The organism is Aquisalimonas lutea (assembly GCF_030409225.1).
Lineage (GTDB): Bacteria > Pseudomonadota > Gammaproteobacteria > Nitrococcales > Aquisalimonadaceae > Aquisalimonas > Aquisalimonas lutea.
Genome location: NZ_JAUFPK010000001.1, coordinates 963,060 through 977,413, shown reverse-complemented (window position 1 = coordinate 977,413; position 14,354 = coordinate 963,060). Strand labels below are relative to the sequence as shown.

Below are 14,354 nucleotides of genomic sequence, written 5' to 3'. Positions count from 1 at the left end.
CGCCCGCCGGCGTTATCCTTGCGCAACACTGGTTGCGGATCGATCACTCATGCACCTAGCCCGACACCTGGTCCTGATCGGCCCCATGGGGGCCGGCAAGTCCACCATCGGCCGCCGGCTGGCCAGGGCGCTGGAAGCGCCCTTCCGGGACAGCGATCAGGCGATCCGCGAGCGCACCGGGGTGGAGATCGCCCATATCTTCGATATCGAGGGTGAGACCGGTTTCCGGCGCCGGGAGAAGGCCATGCTCCGGGAGCTCCTGGATGAGCCGCCGGGCGTGCTCGCCACCGGCGGCGGCGCCGTCCTGGACGCGGACAATCGCCGCCTGCTCCGGGAGCACGGCACGGTGGTCTACCTGCGGACATCCGTGGATGAGCAGCTGCGCCGTACCGGCAAGGACAAGCGCCGGCCGCTGCTGCAGACCGACGATCCGCGCGCGCGCCTGGAGGCATTGATGGCCGAGCGCCACCCGCTCTATGAGGAAGCCGCGCACGTCACCGTGGACACCGATCGCGGTACCATCGGCCAGATGGTGCACCGGATCCTGGCCGCCCTGGATGAATCCGGCAATGACCGCCAGCATGCATGATGCCCACACGCCGCACCGGCTCGATGTGCAGCTCGGCTCCCGCAGCTACCCCATTGTCATCGGCCCCGGGCAATTGCGGCAGGGGGAGCTGCTGCGCAGCTGGCTGCCCGGCCGCCAGGCCCTTGTCGTCACCAACGAGACGGTCGCCCCGCTGTACCTGGAGCCGCTGCAGGCGGGCCTCGAGGGCATCGACGCCGACACGCTGGTGCTTCCCGACGGCGAGGCACACAAGACCGTCGCCAGCTGCGAGCGCGTATGGGACCGGCTGCTGGAGCGCCGCTTCGACCGCAGCTGCACCGTGATCGCCCTGGGCGGCGGCGTGGTCGGTGATCTCGCGGGTTTCGCGGCCGCCGCCTACCAGCGCGGTGTCGCCTTCGTCCAGGTACCGACCACGCTGCTGGCCCAGGTCGACTCCTCGGTGGGCGGCAAGACCGGCGTCAACCACCCGCTCGGCAAGAACATGATCGGCGCCTTCCACCAGCCCGTGGGCGTCGTCGCCGACACCCGGGTGCTCGACACGCTGCCGGCCCGGGAGATGGCGGCCGGGGTCGCCGAGGTCATCAAGTACGGCCTGATCCGCGACGCGGAGTTCTTCGCCTGGCTGGAAGACAACATGGACGCCCTGCTCCGCCGCGACAGCGCCGCCCTGGCGTTCGCCGTGGAGCGCTCCTGTGCCAACAAGGCCGACGTTGTGGCCGCCGACGAGCGCGAGCAGGGGGTTCGCGCCACCCTGAACCTGGGCCATACCTTCGGCCATGCCATCGAGACGGCCACGGGCTACAGCAGCTGGCTGCACGGCGAGGCCGTGGGCGCGGGCATCGCCATGGCCGCCCACGTGTCCGTGGCCATGGGCTGGCTGGCCGCGCACGAGCGCGACCGGGTCGTCCGCCTGCTGGAGCGTGCCGGGCTGCCGGTCATGCCACCGGCGTCCATGACGCCGGAACGCTTCCTGGAGCTCATGGCCGTGGACAAGAAGGCCCGGGACGGCCGCATCCGCCTGGTACTGCAGCAGGGCATCGGCTCTGCCGTGGTCACCGACGCCGTCCCGGCGGACACGCTGGGGGCGACGCTGCGTCACTTCACCGGGGAGGCCTAATGGCCATCGCCGACGCCCGCCCGCTGGCCCCCTACGCCGCCGACCCGGCCCGCAGCCGCGGCCGCCTGGTGCCGGAAGACGAAGCCGTCTACCGCAACGCCTTCCAGCGCGACCGGGACCGCATCATCCATGCCGCGGCGTTCCGGCGGCTGGAGTACAAGACCCAGGTGTTCGTCAATCACGAGGGGGACCTGTTCCGCACGCGCCTGACCCACACCCTGGAGGTCTGCCAGATCGCCCGCACCATCGCCCGCGCCCTGGACCTCAACGAGGATCTCACCGAGGCGGTCACCCTGGCGCACGATCTCGGGCATACCCCTTTCGGCCACGCCGGCCAGGATGCGCTGAACGCCTGCATGGCCGACTACGGCGGCTTCGAGCACAACCTGCAGTCACTACGCGTGGTGGACACGCTGGAACAGCGCTATGCAGCGTTCGACGGGCTCAACCTCAGCTTCGAGACCCGCGAGGGCATTCTCAAGCACTGCTCGGCGGCCCGGGCCCGGGAGCTCGGCGCCGTCGGCCGGCGCTTCCTGGATCGCACCCAGCCGGGCCTGGAAGCCCAGCTGGCCAATCTCGCCGACGAGGTCGCCTACAACAGCCACGACGTCGACGACGGCCTGCGGGCGGGCCTGCTGACCCTTGAGGAGCTGGAGGGGGTGGAGCTGCTGGGGCGGCTGTTCGCGGACGTCCGTGCCAGCCATCCGGGGATCTCCCGCCGCCGCCTCATCTACGAGACGGTGCGCCGCATGATCGCCGAGCAGGTCGGCGATATCATCGAGACGACCCGGACGGCGCTGGGCGAGACCGCACCGGCGGACATCGATGCCGTGCGCACGCACGGTGTGCCGCTGCTGCGCTTCAGCGATGCCATGCAGCGCCAGCACCGGGAGCTCAAGCAGTTCCTGTTCCGCGCCCTGTACCGGCACTACCGCGTCTACCGCATGGCCGAGAAGGCGAAGCGCACGGTCCGCCAGCTGTTCGAGACCTTCATGGACGACCCCGACCTGATGCCGCCCCAGCACAGCAGCCACACCCACCGTCTGGCGGCCGAGGCCGGCGATGCCGGGCGTGCCCGGGGGGTTGCCGACTACATCGCCGGCATGACGGACCGCTTCGCCATCGAAGAGCATGAACGGCTGTTCAACCCCAGGCATCTCACGTGATCCTCCACCGCAAGAGCCACCTTGACGGAGAACGACCATGCAGAAGGGACTTCCAGGCTCCACCGCAACCCTCCTGTTCCTCCTTGCCGCGGCGGGCCCGGCCCAGGCGGCGGACCGCTACGAGGGCATCCATGTCGGCGCCCAGGGCGGCTGGACAAGCATCGACGCGGACTACGAGGACAGCACCGGCACCGCCGACGGCCTCAGCCTCAGCGGCCCCTATGCGGGCGTCATCATCGGCACGGGCCTGGTGCGCGACAGGGTCTATTTCGGCCTCGAGCTCCAGGCCGGTTTCGGGGACGCCGAGCACCGGTCCACGTTCGCGGGCAATGACGTCCGCTTGTCCGCCGAAAGCAGCTGGGGCGCATCGGTACGACTCGGGCGCGTCATCGACGAGGGGACGCTGCTGTACGCCACGGCCGGCTACCAGGGCGCACGGTTCGATGACGAGGTCACCGTATCCGGAACAACGGTGGCAGAGGATGAAACCACCAGCGGTGTCCAGCTCGGCGGTGGCATCGAGCTGATGAACCGCAACCGCAACTTCGCCCGGTTCGAGTACAGCATCACCCGGTATGACGATATCGAGGGCAACGCCGGCTCGCATCATTACGAGCCCATCGCCCACCGGTTCACGGTCGCCGGCGGATACCGCTTCTAGTGTCCTGTCTCCGTCACCCCAGGAGCAGGCGCAGCGCCACCAGCACCAGGAGAGCGGCGAACAGCCGCTGCAGCACGCCCCCCGGAAGGCGGTGGGCCAGCCGTGCTCCGTACGGGGCGATGACGACGCTCGCCAGGGCCAGGCTGGCCACCGCCGGCCAGTGGACGTAGCCCGTGCTCATGGGCGGCACCGCCGGGTTGTCCCAGCCGGTCACCATGAACCCCGCGGCCCCGGCCACGGCGATGGGCAGTCCGCAGGCCGCGGACGTGCCCACGGCATGGCGCATGGACAGCCCCCGCCAGGACAGAAACGGCACGCTGAGCGTGCCGCCGCCGATCCCCACCAGGGCCGACAGGCTGCCGATAACGGCCCCTGCCAGCGACAGCAGGGGCAGGCCGGGCAGCCCCCGTGATGACGACGGGTTGCGCCCCAGCGCCATCTTCACCGCCACCACCATGATGAACGTGGCGAAGACATTCTGCAGCGCCGCGGAAGACAGGCTGTCGGCGATCCAGGAGCCGGCGAAGGCGCCGGCCGCGATGCCGCCGGCCATGCGCCCGAACACCGGCCAGCGAACCCCGCCCAGGCGGTGATGGGCCCGCACCGAGGACAAGGAGGTGACGATGATCACGGCCAGGGAGCTGCCCACGGCCATGTGCATCATCACCGTCTCCGGCAGGCCCTGGGCCGTGAACACGAACAGCAGGACCGGGACCATGATCACGCCCCCGCCCAGCCCGAACAGCCCGCCGATGAGCCCGGCGCCCGCCCCGGCCAGGAGGTAGATCAGCAGTGTGGTCATTGCACGCCCGCCGCCGCCAAGCAAAGCGCACAGGGTACTGTCTTCCGCCCCGCGTCGGCGAGCCGGAATTGATAGACTGACAGGGTCATTTCCACGTCCCGAACAAGGAGCCGCGATTCATGAGGCGCATGCAACGGGTCTGCATCCTGGGCGGCAGCGGATTCGTCGGCCGCCACCTGGTCAACCGCCTGCACGACGAAGGCATCCACTCGCGCGTTCCCACGCGCCACCGGGAACGGGCCAAGCAGATCCTGGTCGTGCCGGGGCTGGAGCTGATGCAGGCCGATATCCACGACCCGGAGACCCTGCAACGGCTGTTCCGGGAGTGCGATGCGGTGGTCAACCTGGTGGGCATCCTCAACGAGAAGGGCTTCGACGGCAGCGGCTTCCGCCGGGCCCACGTCGAGCTGACCGACAAGGTGCTGGAGGCGTGCCGCGCCACGGGCGTGCCGCGGCTTCTCCACATGAGCGCCCTGGGCGCGGACGCCGACAGCGGGCCGAGCCACTACCAGCGCACCAAGGGCGAGGCCGAGCAGCGGGTCATGGCCTACGCGGACACCCTGGACGTGACCATCTTCCGGCCGTCGGTCATCTTCGGCCCCGAGGACAGCTTCTTCAACCAGTTCGCCACCCTGCTCCGGCTGTCCCCGGGCGTCTTCCCCCTGCCCACGCCGCGGGCGCGCTTCAGCCCGGTGTTCGTGGGCGACGTGGCCGAGGCCTTCACCCGGGCGCTGCGGGATCGCGAGACCTTCGGCCAGCGCTACGACCTCTGCGGCCCGGAGACGTGCACCCTTGACGAGCTGGTCCGCTACACCGCCCGCCAGGCGGGGCTGAGGCGCTGCGTATGGCCGCTGGGCGACCGCTTCTCCCGCCTCCAGGCCCGGGTCCTGCAGCGGCTCCCCGGCAAGCCCTACTCCTGGGACAACTACCTGTCGGCGACGGTGGACAACGTCTGCGAGTGCAATCACCTGCCGCAGCTGGGCATCCACCCCACGGCCATCGACGCGGTGGTCCCGGGCTACCTCGCCAACAAGACCGAGCGCGCCCGATACAACCAGTTCCGGCAGGAAGCGCGGCGCTAGTGTCCTGCGACACCATGAACGAGGATCCGTACACCCACGGCCTGGAGGTCTACCTGGTGGGCGGCGCCGTCCGCGACGCACTGCTGGGCCGCCCGGTCACCGAGCGCGACTGGGTGGTGGTCGGCGCCACGCCCGACGACATGGAGCGCCGGGGCTTCCGTCCCGTCGGCCGGGACTTTCCCGTGTTCCTCCACCCGCAGACCCACGAGGAATACGCCCTGGCCCGCACCGAGCGCAAGACCGGGCGCGGCTATCACGGCTTCCGCTTCCACGCGGCGCCGGACGTGCCGCTGGAGCAGGATCTCGCGCGCCGCGATCTCACCGTCAACGCCATGGCCCAGCGACCCGACGGCACGCTGGTGGACCCCTTCGACGGGCGCTCGGACCTGGAAGCCCGGCGGCTGCGCCATGTCTCGGCGGCGTTCCAGGAAGACCCGGTCCGGATCCTCCGCCTGGCGCGCTTCACGGCCCGCTACGCCCCGCTGGGATTCACCCCGGCGGACGACACCATGGCGCTTTGCCGCAGCATGACGGCCGCGGGCGAGGTCGACCACCTGGTCCCCGAGCGGGTCTGGCAGGAGCTGGAGAAGGCGCTGGACGAGCCGCGGCCGTCGGCCTTCTTCCGGGTGCTCCGCGATTGCGGCGCCCTGGCGCGGCTCTTCCCGGAGCTGGACGGGCAGTTCGGATGCCGCCGGCACAACGCCGCCGGCGCGGAGGTCGACGCCGCCGAGCACGCGCTGGCGGCCCTGGACACGGCGGCCGACGCGGAGGCGGAGCGCGCCGTGCGCCTGGCGCTGGCCCTGCAGTTCACCCCGCAGGACGGCGACCGGCCGGAGGACGACGCCACGGTCCACGCCCTGGCGGAGCGCCTGCGGCTGCCCAACGAGTACCGGGGCCTGGTCCGCCTCACGGTCCGCGACCTGACCACCGTCCACGCCGCGGACCGGCTGGATGCCGCCGGCGTGCTCGCGCTGCTGGAGAGGGCGGACGGCTTCCGGCAGCCGGATCGCTTCCGCGCACTGCTGCAGGCGGCGGAGCTGGATGCCCGGGCCAGCGGCTGTACCGTTCCGGAAACCGGCTATGCGCCGGGGCGGTACCTGGATGCCTGCCTGCAGACCGCCGCCGCCATCACCGGCGGTGACTTCGCCCGCGAGGGACTGCGCGGCGCGGCCATCGGCGAGCGGGTGCACCGGGAGCGGCTGGAAGCGATCGCCGGCGTTGCCTACGATCCGGCGGAACGGCCCGTGGCCCGGGACGACTGAGCGGCCGGCGTCCTGCCGGGCACCTCGCCCTGGAGCCGGTACAGGGTGATGGCATCGCTGACGCCGCGGATCTGGGCGGTGCGCGGCTCCACGCAGGTCAGGCCGGGGCTGTCGGCGATGGCGCTGCGCACCGCTTCCGAGACCACGATATCGCCCGGGCTGGCCCAGCCGCACAGGCGGGCGGCCAGGTTCACGGTGTTGCCGATGACGGTGTAGTCCAGGTGCTCGCCGGACCCGATATTGCCGGCCACCACCGTGCCCTCGTGAATGCCGATGCCCAGCGGGATCTCCAGCGCATCCCCCTGCATGGCCTGATTGGCCTCGATCATCTCCAGGGCGCAGGCGCAGGCGTCCCGGGCCATGGCCTCACCGTCGAACACGGCCATGATGCCGTCGCCGCCGAACTTGTCCACATAGCCGCCATGGGCATAGACCGCCTCCACCTGACTGCCCAGGTGCCGGCTGACGGAGGCGAACAGGTGCCCCGGCGGAATGCTCTGCGCCAGCGCCGTGAAGCCGCGGATGTCGGAGAAGAGAATGCACACGTGCTGCTGTTCCGGCGGCGGGAAACCGTCACCGGGCGCCGCGTTCTGCACGATCTGGCGCAGCCGCGGGGAGACGTAGCGCGCCAGGTTGGCGCGCACGCGCTCGAGCTCCTGGGCGTAGTCGGCCTTCTCCAGCAGGTTCACCAGTCGGGCGCGCACCACCACCGGCTCCAGGGGAATGCGCAGCAGATCGTCACAGCCGGCGGCGAACGCCTTCTGCCACACGGCCCGGTCGTCCACCGCGGCGGTCAGCAGGATGGGGGAGAGATAGTACCCGGGCTCGTCACGCAGCTGCCGGCAAAGGCCCATGCCGGCGTCACCGTGGCTTTCGACATCCAGCAGGAAGGCGTCATAGGCTTCCCGCCGCGCCAGGTCCAGCGCAGCGTCGGGATCGGCTGCCTGGTCCACGAGAAAGCCGGACGGCTCCAGGATCTCCCGCGCGGTGGGTCCTTCCTCGCCGGCATCACCGCCCAGGACCAGTACTCGACGCTGCGGCGTCGCTGCCGTCATGCTATCTGCCCCTTCGCCTGCTTGCGCCCGCCGCCTGCCGCCTCACGGCGACAGTCTCTCACAGACTTGCCAGGTGATTATAAAGCGAAAACCCTGCCGGCGTGGGTATGCCCGCTGTCGCCGCCGCCAGCACCCGGAAGCGCTCGCCCATGCCGCCCGGAAGCAGCAGGGTCTTGGCCTGCTGCGCCAGGCGGGTGCTCTCGAGCGGGTCATCCCCCTGGCGCGCCTCCAGCAATCCGGTGATCCCGGCGCCCATGAGATAGTGGGCCTGGGTGGTGAATCCCAGCACGTCCAGCCCCGCATCCTGGGCCCCTGCGGCCGCCGCCGTGAAATCCACGAACGCGGTCACGTCCTGCAGGCCCGGGACCAGCAATGGATCCCAGTGTGCGCGATGACGATAGTGGCACACCAGCGTGCCTTCATCGCGATCGGCCCGGTAGTACTCCCGCCGCGGGTAGCCGTAGTCCACCAGCAACACCAGGCCCCGCTCCAGGCTGTCCGCCAGGGAGGCCATGAACGCGGGCAGCTGCAGGCAGACCTCGGAGACATATCCCGGCGGCAGGACCTGCCCCAGCTCGGCCTCGATGGCGGTCACCGCCTCGGCGACGGCCGGCCGCGCCGGCGCGCGCGTCCACGCGAAACCGTCGCCGGCGGCGGTGACCAGCAGCTCCTCGACGCGGTCGCTGTCGCGGCGGAACCGAGCCACGGGCAGGGCATCCAGCACCTCGTTGCCCAGGATGACACCGCGCATCGGGCTCGGCGGCAGCGTGTCGAGCCAGTGCACGCGGTCGAGCAGGTGGGGGACGCTGCGCTCCAGGCGCTCGTGCTGGCGCGCCCGCAGGCTGGCGCTGCGCTCCAGCAGGCAGTAGCGCGCCGGCAGGCGGCCCCGGCGTTCCAGCTCCGCAAGAAGCTCGGCAGCGAGCCCGCCGTCCCCGGGCCCGAGCTCCAGGATGGTGTCGCCGCCGCACGCCTGCAGCGCATCGGCGCACTCGCCGGCCAGCGTCCAGGCGAAAAGCGGCGAAATCCCGGGAGCCGTGACATAGTCCCCGGCCTCGCCGAACTTCTCCTGGCCGGCGCTGTAGTAGCCCAGACCCGGCTCGTAGAGAACGCTCTCCATCCAGGCATCGAACGGCAACGCCCCCTGCTCCGCGATGCGCTGGTGCAGCCGCTGCACCAGCTCCCGGCTCAGGGCCAGGGCATCGGGGTCCGGTGCGGGCCAGTCGGCGGGCAGGCCCGTCAATGGCCCGGTTGACGCCGCCTCGTAATCACCCATTACAGCTCCGGGTCGTCCAGGGACACAGCGTGCAGCGGCTGGTCGCTGGCGTCGAATTCCTGCCAGAGCCGGGCATACGTCGTGCCCAGCTCGGGGTGCAACTCCTCTCCCGCGATATCGGCAAGGGGGCGAAGAACAAAAGCGTAGCGCGTAATCTCCCGGCGCGGCAGGACCAGGCGCCCGGAGCGGATGCTTTCCGCCCCGTAGGTGAGGGCATCCAGGTCCAGGGTGCGCGCGGCGTACCGTTCCGGGCCGCGCACGCGGCCGTTGGCATCCTCGATGCGGTGCAGGCGCTCAGCCACGCCCTCGGGCGTATCCACGGTATCCATGCCCACCACGAGGTTGAGGAAATCGTCACCGTCAAACCCGACGGCGGCACTGGCGTAGACGGGGGAGACGATCAGCGGGCCGAACTCCCGGCGCAGATCCGCCAGGGCCTGGCGCACGTGCCGGGCCGGTTCGATGTTCGAGCCGATGCTGACGTAGACACGCACCATGACAACCTTCCTGCTGCTTGCCCCGTTCAAGCGCCGGGCGGACGGCCGCGCTCCAGCCGGACACCCACCGCCCGGGCGCCGGGCACGGCACCCGGCTTGGCGACCTGCAGGCGCAGCCAGGGGATCGCGAACTGCCGCTGGAGCTCCGCAGCCAGCCCCTCGGCCAGGGTCTCCACCAGGTGATAGTCGCTGTCGCGGACCCACGCCACCACGTGCCGGCTGACCGCATCGTAGTCGAGCGCATCCGCCACCGCGTCCGTGGCGGCTGCCGCGGGGATGTCCGCACCGAGCTCCAGATCCAGCACCAGGGTCTGGCGCACGCGGCGCTCCCAGGCGCGCACGCCGATGACGGCGTCCGCCTTGAGCTCCTGGATGTAGACCGTGTCCATTGCGCCGCTCCTGCTGGATCCATGCCGCCTCGACCCGTGCCGAACCGGGATGATAGCGCTCCCGCCGGCAATCCGGCCACCGGCGGCTTGACCCCGTTCCGGGAAAGCCATTCAATACGCGCCATGATCATCGATGTCGCCATCGTCCTGGGGGCCTACCTGTTCGGCTCCATCTCCACGGCCATCCTGGTGTGCCGGGTCATGGGCCTGCCGGACCCCCGCAGCGAGGGCTCCCGCAACCCGGGGGCGACCAACGTGCTGCGCGTGGGCAATCGCACGGCGGCGGGACTGACGCTCGCGGGTGACTTCCTCAAGGGGGCGCTGCCGGTGGCGGCGGCCCTGATCGCGGCCGTGGACCCGGTGACCCTGGCGCTCACCGGATTCGCCGCCTTCCTGGGACACCTGTACCCGGTGTTCTTCGGCTTCCACGGAGGCAAGGGCGTGGCCACGGGCCTGGGCGTGCTGCTGGGCTGGTCCTGGCCGGCGCTGCTGGTGACGGTGACGACCTGGGTGGTGATCGCGGCGCTGTTCCGCTACTCCTCCCTGGCGGCGCTGGTGTCGTTCCTGCTGGCACCGTACTACCTGGCCTATTTCGGCGAGCCCCGGGCGCTGCTGCTCGGCATGCTCGCGGTCACCGTGTGCACCTTCTGGCGGCACCGGGGCAATCTCCGCGGCCTGCTCAACGGCACCGAGAGCCGGATCGGCGAGCGCAGCTGAGGCTCACCCCGGCTCGCGCAGGGTCTCCAGCGGCCAGCGGGCGGTGACGTCGAACGCGATGTCCCCGCGCTCTCCCGCCGCCAGGCGGCGATAGCCGCAGTAGGCGATCATGGCGCCGTTGTCCGTGCACAGCGCCGGGCGCGGATAGTGCACGGTGGCCCCGAGCTCGGCGGCGACGGCGTCGATCCGCCGGCGCAGGGCGCGATTGGCGCTGACCCCGCCGGCGACCACCAGCCGCTGCGCCCCCGTATGCTGCAGGGCGCGGCGGCACTTGATGGCGAGCGTATCGGCGACGGCATCCTGGAAACCGCGCGCGATGTCGGCGCGGGCGCCCGGCTCGTCGCCGGCGTCGCGGACCAGGTTGCGCGTGAACGTCTTCAGGCCGCTGAAGCTGAAATCCAGCCCGGGCCGGTCCGTCATCGGGCGGGGGAAGCGATAGCGATCCGGCGCCCCCTCGGCGGCCAGCCGTTCCAGCTGCGGCCCGCCCGGGTACGGCAGATCCAGCAGCTTCGCCGTCTTGTCGAAGGCCTCGCCCACGGCGTCGTCCACGGATTCACCCAGGGCGCGGTAGCGGCCCACCCCGGCCACCTGCACCAGCAGCGTGTGGCCGCCGGAGATCAGCAGTGCGACGAACGGGAACGCCGGCGGGTCGTCCTCCAGCAGCGGTGCCAGCAGGTGCGCCTCCATGTGGTGCACCCCCAGGGCCGGCAGGCCGCGGGCCCAGGCCAGGCTGCGCGCCACCGACGCGCCCACCAGGAGCGCGCCCACCAGGCCGGGCCCGCGCGTGTAAGCGACCGCGTCCAGCGCCTCGCGCTCCAGGCCGGCCTCCGCCAGCACCTGCTCCGTCAGCGGCAGGACGCGACGCACGTGGTCCCGGGACGCCAGCTCCGGCACCACGCCGCCGTAGGTGGCGTGCAGGTCCACCTGGCTGTGCACGGCATGGGCCAGCAGCCCGGTGTCGCCGTCGTAGACGGCCACGCCGGTTTCATCGCAGGAGGTTTCGATTCCGAGCACGCGCATGAGCGGGTCGATCCGGATTGGGAGCCGTGGCGCAGTGTACTGCCTGCGGTATGGCGATCGCCATACACCACCGCCCCGACTTGTGTTCCGCCGAGGTGCTGGATAGAATACCGCGCCCGTTGTGGAATCATGCTCCACGACCGGATCATTCTTGCGTTGAAGGAAGGTGAGTCGCTGCATGCCGATCGTCAAGGTACGTGAAAACGAACATTTCGAGGTCGCCCTGCGCCGTTTCAAGCGCTCCTGCGAGAAGGCGGGCATCCTCTCCGAGGTGCGCCGTCGCGAGCATTACGAAAAGCCCACGCAGGTGCGCAAGCGCAAGCAGGCGGCCGCCATCAAGCGGCATGCCAAGAAGCTCCAGCGCGAGCAGCAGCGCCGCGAGCGCATGTACTGAGACCGGACTCCTGTCATGACAGAGACTGCCCTGAAGGACCGCCTTCTGACCGCGGTGAAAGAGGCAATGCGCGCGGGCGACCGCCGGCGCCTCGGCACGTTGCGCCTGGCGACGGCCGCCATCAAGCAGCACGAGGTGGATCAGCGCACCGAGGCGGGTGACGCCGAGGTCATCAGCCTGCTCGACAAGATGGTCAAGCAGCGCAACGAGTCCATCGAGCAGTACCGGGCCGCCGGGCGCGCCGAGCTCGCCGAGCAGGAGGAATACGAGCTCGCGGTCCTGCGCGAGTTCCTGCCCGAGCCCCTGAGCGATGACGAGGTGGATGCGCTGATCGACGAGGCCATCACCGCCACCGGCGCGACGTCCATTCGCGACATGGGCAAGGTCATGGGGCAGCTCAAGCCGCGCCTGCAGGGGCGCGCCGACATGAGCCAGGCCAGCGCCCGGCTGAAGGCGCGGCTGAACGGCTGACCCGGCTGTCGCCGGAGGGCGCGGCGGCCGCTCCCCGTTCGCCCCTGCTAGCCTTCCCAGGGTTGCTGCCCGGGAGTACCCCGCCATGGCCGGACGCATTCCGGATCAGTTCATCGACGAGCTCCTGGCTCGCGCAGACATCGTCGAGCTCATCGGCTCGCGTCTGGCGCTGAAGAAGGCCGGTGCGAACTACCAGGCCCTGTGCCCTTTCCACAACGAGAAGACCCCGTCGTTCACGGTCAGCCCGAGCAAGCAGTTCTATCACTGCTTCGGCTGCGGCGCCCACGGCACGGCCATCCGCTTTCTCATGGAATACGACCGGATGAGCTTTCCGGAGGCAGTGGAGACCCTGGCCCGCCAGGTGGGCATGGAAATCCCCCGGGAGGCCCAGCCGCGCAGCGATCCCGAAGCCGAGACGCTGTATCCGCTGCTGCAGCAGGCCGAGGCCGCCTATCGCAGCTGGCTGCGCCGCCACCCGGAGCGGGAACGCGCCATCGCCTACCTGCGCAAGCGCGGGCTCAGCGGCGATATCGCCGCGCGCTACGGCATCGGCTTCGCGCCGCCGGGCTGGGATCACCTGCTCCGCGAGCTGGGCCACGAGGACCAGCTGGTACGTGCCGGGCTCGCCATCCGCAAGGACTCGGGCAGTGTCTACGACCGCTTCCGTGACCGCATCATGTTCCCGATCCGGGACCGCCGGGGCCGCACGGTCGGCTTCGGCGGCCGGGTACTGGATACCGGCGAGCCGAAATACCTGAACTCGCCGGAGACGCCCGTGTTCCACAAGGGGCGCGAGCTGTACGGGCTCCACGAGTGCCTGCAGCAGGAGCGACACCCGGACCCCATTCTCGTGGTGGAAGGCTACATGGACGTGGTGGCGCTGGCCCAGCAGGGCCTCGGCAACGCCGTGGCCACCCTGGGTACCGCCACGACCACGGACCAGGTGGAGCGCCTGTTCCGGACCACGCGCAACGTGGTCTTCTGCTTCGACGGCGACGACGCCGGCCGGCAGGCCGCGTGGCGTGCCCTGGAGAACACGCTCCCGGCGCTGCGGGACGACCGCCAGGCCCGCTTCCTGTTCCTGCCCGAGGGGGAGGACCCGGACTCCCTCGTGCGCTCCCAGGGGGCGGATGCGTTCCGCAGTCACGTAGCCGCGGCCGAGCCGCTGTCCACCTTCATGTTCCGGGAGCTGGAGAACGACGCGGACCTGCACACGGTGGACGGTCGCGCACGCCTCGTGGAGCGTGCCGCCCCGGCCATCGGCCGGGTACCGCAGGGCGTCTTCCGGGACCTGCTGGTGGACGAGCTCGCGCGCCACGCCCGTGTTGAGCGCGCCCATGTCGAGCGCGCCATCGCCGGCGAGGCCCAGCCGGAGCCGGCCAAGCGCGACAGGCGCCGCTCCGGATCCCGGCCGCAACGGCGCACGGCGGTGCGCGTGGCCGTGGCGCTGCTGCTCCAGCACCCGGAGCTGGCCGCCCGCGGCGGTGAGCCGGAGCGATTCCGCGACCTGGAGCAGCCGGGCGCCGACTTGCTGGTGCGCCTCCTTGAACTCTTGCAGGAACAACCGCATCTAAGGACTGAGGCGATACTGGAACGCTTCCGCGACGACCCCCACGAGGCGGCGCTGTGGAAGCTCGTCGCCTGGGACCACCTGGTCCCTGAGGGCGGCGCGGAAGCCGAGTTCCTGGGTGCGATGGAGCGCCTGGACACGTTGCTCACGGAGCAACGGCTGCAATACTTGCATCAGCAGTGGCAGAGCGGCCGCATGACCGACGACGAGCAGGCGGAGTGGCTGGAGCTGCTGCAACGACGCAAGGGGTCGCCTCCCCGGTGAGGGATGGCAAATCATTCCTGAACCGCTATAATGTTCGGTTCATTTT

Annotated in this window: 16 protein-coding genes; 10 read left to right on the top strand and 6 right to left on the bottom strand. The window is 70.7% G+C overall.

Annotated features, from left to right (window positions below):
- The first annotated feature begins 49 nt into the window (after positions 1-49).
- Genes aroK through QWY84_RS04625 form a run of 4 tightly spaced genes read left to right on the top strand, consistent with a single transcriptional unit; the run spans position 50 to position 3,512 of the window.
- Entirely contained in the window at positions 50-589 is a 540-nt protein-coding gene (gene aroK / locus QWY84_RS04640) for a shikimate kinase AroK (RefSeq protein WP_290201280.1), read from the top strand.
- Entirely contained in the window at positions 570-1,685 is a 1,116-nt protein-coding gene (aroB, locus tag QWY84_RS04635) for a 3-dehydroquinate synthase (protein WP_290201279.1), read from the top strand. The genes aroK and aroB overlap by 20 nt, the downstream gene beginning before the upstream one ends.
- Positions 1,685-2,851, top strand: coding sequence for a deoxyguanosinetriphosphate triphosphohydrolase (locus tag QWY84_RS04630; protein WP_290201278.1), 1,167 nt, complete (start codon positions 1,685-1,687; stop codon positions 2,849-2,851). The genes aroB and QWY84_RS04630 overlap by 1 nt, the downstream gene beginning before the upstream one ends.
- Before the next feature lie 37 nt (positions 2,852-2,888).
- Positions 2,889-3,512 carry an outer membrane protein gene (locus QWY84_RS04625; RefSeq protein ID WP_290201277.1) on the top strand — a complete coding sequence of 208 codons (624 nt, stop codon included), beginning with the start codon at positions 2,889-2,891 and terminating at the stop codon, positions 3,510-3,512.
- 13 nt (positions 3,513-3,525) lie between these two features.
- On the opposite strand, the gene QWY84_RS04620 is transcribed toward QWY84_RS04625, so the two are convergent.
- Positions 3,526-4,314 (bottom strand): sulfite exporter TauE/SafE family protein, encoded by a 789-nt coding sequence (locus QWY84_RS04620; protein ID WP_290201276.1) that lies wholly within the window; start codon positions 4,312-4,314, stop codon positions 3,526-3,528.
- A 119-nt stretch (positions 4,315-4,433) separates the two neighbouring features.
- Between QWY84_RS04620 and QWY84_RS04615 the strand changes: the two genes are divergently transcribed.
- On the top strand, positions 4,434-5,396 hold the full coding sequence (locus QWY84_RS04615; RefSeq protein WP_290201275.1) for a complex I NDUFA9 subunit family protein: 963 nt from the start codon (positions 4,434-4,436) through the stop codon (positions 5,394-5,396).
- A 41-nt stretch (positions 5,397-5,437) separates the two neighbouring features.
- Entirely contained in the window at positions 5,438-6,658 is a 1,221-nt protein-coding gene (locus QWY84_RS04610; RefSeq protein ID WP_290202678.1) for a multifunctional CCA addition/repair protein, read from the top strand.
- Here the strand turns inward: QWY84_RS04610 and QWY84_RS04605 are convergent.
- The 4 genes from QWY84_RS04605 to folB are packed head-to-tail and all read right to left on the bottom strand — an operon-like array spanning position 6,619 to position 9,872.
- Positions 6,619-7,713 (bottom strand): adenylate/guanylate cyclase domain-containing protein, encoded by a 1,095-nt coding sequence (locus tag QWY84_RS04605; RefSeq protein ID WP_290201274.1) that lies wholly within the window; start codon positions 7,711-7,713, stop codon positions 6,619-6,621. The two genes, QWY84_RS04610 and QWY84_RS04605, sit on opposite strands and share 40 nt — an antisense overlap.
- Before the next feature lie 58 nt (positions 7,714-7,771).
- Positions 7,772-8,986, bottom strand: coding sequence for a class I SAM-dependent methyltransferase (locus QWY84_RS04600; protein WP_290201273.1), 1,215 nt, complete (start codon positions 8,984-8,986; stop codon positions 7,772-7,774).
- Complete coding sequence (gene folK / locus QWY84_RS04595; protein WP_290201272.1) at positions 8,986-9,483, bottom strand: 2-amino-4-hydroxy-6-hydroxymethyldihydropteridine diphosphokinase; 498 nt, start codon at positions 9,481-9,483, stop codon at positions 8,986-8,988. The genes QWY84_RS04600 and folK overlap by 1 nt, the downstream gene beginning before the upstream one ends.
- A gap of 26 nt (positions 9,484-9,509) precedes the next feature.
- Positions 9,510-9,872 (bottom strand): dihydroneopterin aldolase, encoded by a 363-nt coding sequence (gene folB / locus QWY84_RS04590; RefSeq protein WP_290201271.1) that lies wholly within the window; start codon positions 9,870-9,872, stop codon positions 9,510-9,512.
- Positions 9,873-9,893: 21 nt separating this feature from the next.
- On the opposite strand from folB, the gene plsY reads away from it, so the two are divergent.
- Positions 9,894-10,589: a glycerol-3-phosphate 1-O-acyltransferase PlsY gene (gene plsY / locus QWY84_RS04585; protein ID WP_353959867.1), complete on the top strand. Its 696-nt coding sequence runs from the start codon at positions 9,894-9,896 to the stop codon at positions 10,587-10,589.
- A gap of 3 nt (positions 10,590-10,592) precedes the next feature.
- On the opposite strand, the gene tsaD is transcribed toward plsY, so the two are convergent.
- On the bottom strand, positions 10,593-11,609 hold the full coding sequence (gene tsaD, locus QWY84_RS04580) for a tRNA (adenosine(37)-N6)-threonylcarbamoyltransferase complex transferase subunit TsaD (protein ID WP_290201270.1): 1,017 nt from the start codon (positions 11,607-11,609) through the stop codon (positions 10,593-10,595).
- Positions 11,610-11,787: 178 nt separating this feature from the next.
- Between tsaD and rpsU the strand changes: the two genes are divergently transcribed.
- The 3 genes from rpsU (at position 11,788) to dnaG (ending at position 14,308) form a co-directional block, all read left to right on the top strand.
- Positions 11,788-12,003, top strand: a complete 216-nt coding sequence (gene rpsU, locus QWY84_RS04575; protein ID WP_290201269.1) for a 30S ribosomal protein S21 — start codon at positions 11,788-11,790, stop codon at positions 12,001-12,003.
- A 15-nt stretch (positions 12,004-12,018) separates the two neighbouring features.
- On the top strand, positions 12,019-12,474 hold the full coding sequence (locus QWY84_RS04570) for a GatB/YqeY domain-containing protein (protein WP_290201268.1): 456 nt from the start codon (positions 12,019-12,021) through the stop codon (positions 12,472-12,474).
- An 85-nt stretch (positions 12,475-12,559) separates the two neighbouring features.
- On the top strand, positions 12,560-14,308 hold the full coding sequence (gene dnaG / locus QWY84_RS04565) for a DNA primase (protein ID WP_290201267.1): 1,749 nt from the start codon (positions 12,560-12,562) through the stop codon (positions 14,306-14,308).
- Positions 14,309-14,354 lie beyond the last annotated feature (46 nt).